This is a genomic window from Acinetobacter sp. P8-3-8 (genome assembly GCF_000214135.1).
Classification (GTDB): domain Bacteria; phylum Pseudomonadota; class Gammaproteobacteria; order Pseudomonadales; family Moraxellaceae; genus Acinetobacter.
In genome coordinates this window covers 1-3,857 of record NZ_AFIE01000099.1, presented here as the reverse complement: position 1 = coordinate 3,857, position 3,857 = coordinate 1, and the positions used below count along the sequence as shown (strand labels likewise).

Below are 3,857 nucleotides of genomic sequence, written 5' to 3'. Positions count from 1 at the left end.
AATTAGAAAAAGCTCAACAGGCCAAAGAGCAGGCAGAGCGTGAACGTGATAATGCCCTAGCTGAACTTAAGCAATTCAAAGCACAAAAGCGTGCTGATGAAATTGCAGCTTTAGAAACTGAGCTGAAAACACAGTTCAGTGCTGAAGATAAAACAGCTTATACCAATATGGACGATTCAGTTTTTGCCTTCACGGCTAAGCAACTTCGTCAGTTCTCGGCAGGTAATACACAGCAGCCAGCTGCACAACAGCCGCAGCCTGCACCAAATGTAAATCCGGCATTTGCTCACCTGTTTAGCCATCAAGCTAATCCGGGGCAAGATGGCCAGTCGAATAATACCGACACTCACAAATTCACTTCTGGTGCACAAGCATTCGCAGAACAAAACAAGGGGAAATAATTCATGAGCCAGGTTATTCCAAAAATTACGGTCCAGTCTAAAAAGCTGGTCCTAGACAATGAAAAGTTACGACGTGCCAATGCCAAAGTAACTACCGCTACAGCCTATAAAAAAGGTGACTTACTTACACTTTCAGATGCGAATGTACTCACACACGCTACTGATGAAAAAACATGGGATGTGATTTGTGGCCAAGACGTTACGGCTGCAGAAGCCACAATCAAGGCCGCTGATGGAATCGAAATTCCGGTCTACTACGGCGGAGTGTTCAGTATTGAAGCTGTATCTGTAAATGGAACCTTGCTGACTACTGCTCAATACGATGCAGCGCGTGCACAGGCAACTAAAAACAAAATCGAACTTTCTAAGGTGTAATTAACATGCCACAGTCTTTTAATATTGAAGGTGCTCCACTTGAACTTCTTGATGTGGGTGAGCTGGCACTGATCCACTCGAATTACCGTCCAATGGACACATGGCTTTTAGATAAGCTTTTCCCTAATCGCCCGTTATTCACGCGTGATGATGTGCCACTGGCTGAATTATCAGCTGAACATGATCTGGCACCACTGGTATCACCGCAACAGCCTGGTAAGCCATTTGATACTACTCAATCTGGTGAAGTACGCCACGTTAAACCGGCTTACTACAAGCCAAAGAATCAGGTCACTCCGGCAGAAACTTTTGAAATTGCCTTGCTTGAGCGTTTACGTACTGCAGGTATCATCTCAACTGGTAACCAGCGACTATCTGAGCAAGAGCAAATGATCATTGCTCAAATCTCAGTGATGAAGCGCAACCATGATGCGATTGATAACTCAGTCATGATGATGGCTATCGATTTACTGAAAAATGGTAAATACACGCTTCACTCAGATGATTATGAGCTCAACCTGGTGGATTACCGTCGTGATGCGTCTTTGACATATACGCCGTTGGTCAAATGGAATGAAGCGGGTGCCAAGCCAGTAACGGATATTCGCACCATGCTTGAACGTCAATTGGCTGCTGATGGTGGTGAAGCTAAGCTGTCTGTTATGTCTGGCTTGGTTTGGGCGGCTCTCTGGAACAATGAAGAATTCAAAAAAGAATTCATCACGCCATATGCGGGTATTTCTGTTCCAGTGAATCCAAGCTTTGGTGTAAAAGAATCAGCAACCTTCAAAGGAACCTTTGATGGAATCGAATTCTGGGTATATGACGCAACTTACCGTAACAAAGGTCAAGTGAAGCGCTTTATTCCTAAAGATTACTTCTCACTAATCTCTGATACCAATGGTTCGGTAGCTCACTGTAAGATCAAGAACATGCTGGCCAACGGCGTTGCTCAGCAGTACTTTGACCGTCAATGGTACTGTGAAGATCCAAGCGGCATCATGCTGATGACCGAATCTGCTCCACTGGTTGTGCCGTCTAATAAGAACGGTGTGGTTGGTGGTACTGGCTTTATCACCCTATAAGGAGCAAGACATGCCGAAGTACACAGCAAAACAATCCATCGGGCATTTTATGCCAGGTGATGAAATCAAAGGGCTTGAAGCTAAACAACTTCAGGCCCTTTTAGCATCTGGGGCTATTGAAGAATATCAAGAGCCGGAAGAGCCAGAAGCAGACAATACCGCTGCACGTTTGGCTGAACTTGAAAAAGCCAATGCTGAGCTAACCGCAGCAAATAAAACCTTAACTGAAGCCAATCGGGCAGTAGTTGCTGACAAGGTGAAGGTTGATCAAGAAGTTGCCGAGCTAAAAGCTAAAGTGGCTGAACTTGAAAAGGCAAAGTCTGCTGCAAAACCTAAAGCAGACCCAAAGCCTGCTGATGAAACCAAGTAGGTGATCTATGTATGCGATTGAATCAGATTTGATCGCACGATTTGGTGATGAGATTGAAAATCTAAAAACAATGCTTCCTTCTCAGTCCTCAGTAACTGATGCAATCCAGGATGCAACAGAGGAAATTAATGGTCACATCGGTGGTCGTTATCCTCTGCCGCTTCCCAATGTGCCGAGTAATTTGAAGCGCATGGCGTGTGATATCGCACGTTATCGTCTTTACTTCCAGCAGCCCACCGAAGAGGTGCGACAGCGTTATGAGGATGCAATCGCATTCTTAAAGCGCGTTGCTGACAACAAGGCACATTTGCAGATCCAGTTGCCTGAAACAAGCCAGATCGTGGATGACCAACCCAAAGGGCGACCTTCGACGGCGCCAGTCGGTACTTCGTATACCGGTGGTGTATTTGGAGATTCTGTCCTGGACCAGATGCCCAGCTTGAAGTGAGGTGCTTATGGCTTTTGCAATAACCATTCGAGCTGATAGCTCACCTATTGAAGCGGTGCTGAGTCAATTAGGTGACTTTGATTCACTCAAGAGCCAGTTGTTTGATGAGATTGGTGCTGGGCTGGTCAACAGTACTCAGCATCGGTTTCTAACTGGTACCGATGTTGATGGTAATCCATGGAAGATTTCATGGCGTGCACGTATGCAAGGCGGTGAAACACTGCGTGATACTGGCCGCCTGATGAATTCCTACACACACAATGTACTTTCAAGTGGTGTGGAAGTGGGCACTGATGTTGCGTACGCACCACATCTGCATTACGGCGCAACAATCCTGCCCAAGAATGGCCAGTACATTACTTTTGCAGTGGGTGGTCAATATCGGAAGGTAAAGCAGTCAGTTTTACCACCACGGACTCAACTCGGTCTTGATGCGGAAGATGAAGTCATGGTTTTGGATATTGTCGGGAGTTTTATAGATGAGCACCTTCTTCGCGGTACGTGATGAGATTGCAGAAAAGCTGAAAGAAATTCCAGAATTTCTAAAGATCTATACGCCGTTGAATTCAGTCAGCGTAACAGAGATGTCGCAAGTCACGCCGTCGGCACATGTCAATTTTGTTCGTATAGATAAAAAGGCAAGTGCAGGTCGTGGAAGCATCAACCAGATCGGTCAGCAATGGGCGGTTACGGTGGCATGTCGCAATGCTCAATCTCAAATGACCGATGGACGTGCTGTAAGTGATGAAGCCGGGCTTTTGACTGAAAAAGTTATTCAACTTCTGTCAGGCTGGCAGCCTCAAGCATCGCGTACTGCACTAGATTTCATATCAGTTCGAGATGGCTACAGTCCAGGCTTTGCATACATCACTATTATTTTTGAATCACAGAAATTCATTTAGGAGCCAGTCATGGCAAAACAATATAAGGCAACTCAGCCTGTCGGCCGCTTTCAAAAAGGCGATATGGTCGGCGGACTGGACGATGTTCAAATTAAAAAATTAGTGGCAGATGGTGTGATTCAGGAAGTACCTGAAGCTAAAGCCGCTGCTCCAGCCAAGAAAACCACAGGGGATGAAAAGTAATGGCTAAAAAGAATTATATCTCTTTGCAAGGTAAGTTTTACTTATCTGAGATTGTGAATGATGTTGCTGGTGCTATGCGTCATCTTGGTAACG

General features: G+C 45.5%; 7 protein-coding genes and 1 pseudogene. All 8 read left to right on the top strand.

The genetic code is table 11. The features are described 5' to 3' along the window. A pseudogene (locus GGG_RS0118355) lies at positions 1-401 on the top strand (hypothetical protein); the annotation flags it as partial. Between the two features lie 3 nt (positions 402-404). After that, the gene (locus tag GGG_RS0118350) at positions 405-776 is read left to right on the top strand and encodes a hypothetical protein (protein WP_010117675.1); all 372 of its coding nucleotides are present in this window, start codon (positions 405-407) and stop codon (positions 774-776) included. A 5-nt stretch (positions 777-781) separates the two neighbouring features. Beyond that, complete coding sequence (locus GGG_RS0118345) at positions 782-1,861, top strand: major capsid protein (protein ID WP_010117674.1); 1,080 nt, start codon at positions 782-784, stop codon at positions 1,859-1,861. Between the two features lie 10 nt (positions 1,862-1,871). After that, positions 1,872-2,231 carry a hypothetical protein gene (locus tag GGG_RS0118340; protein WP_010117673.1) on the top strand — a complete coding sequence of 120 codons (360 nt, stop codon included), beginning with the start codon at positions 1,872-1,874 and terminating at the stop codon, positions 2,229-2,231. A gap of 7 nt (positions 2,232-2,238) precedes the next feature. Further along, positions 2,239-2,679, top strand: coding sequence for a gp436 family protein (locus GGG_RS0118335; protein ID WP_010117672.1), 441 nt, complete (start codon positions 2,239-2,241; stop codon positions 2,677-2,679). A gap of 7 nt (positions 2,680-2,686) precedes the next feature. Continuing rightward, positions 2,687-3,184 (top strand): phage virion morphogenesis protein, encoded by a 498-nt coding sequence (locus GGG_RS0118330; RefSeq protein ID WP_010117670.1) that lies wholly within the window; start codon positions 2,687-2,689, stop codon positions 3,182-3,184. Further along, entirely contained in the window at positions 3,159-3,581 is a 423-nt protein-coding gene (locus tag GGG_RS0118325; RefSeq protein WP_004646451.1) for a hypothetical protein, read from the top strand. Before GGG_RS0118330 ends, GGG_RS0118325 begins: the two co-directional genes overlap by 26 nt. Positions 3,582-3,590: 9 nt before the next feature. Next, the gene (locus GGG_RS21190; RefSeq protein ID WP_171057718.1) at positions 3,591-3,764 is read left to right on the top strand and encodes a hypothetical protein; all 174 of its coding nucleotides are present in this window, start codon (positions 3,591-3,593) and stop codon (positions 3,762-3,764) included. Positions 3,765-3,857: the final 93 nt, after the last annotated feature.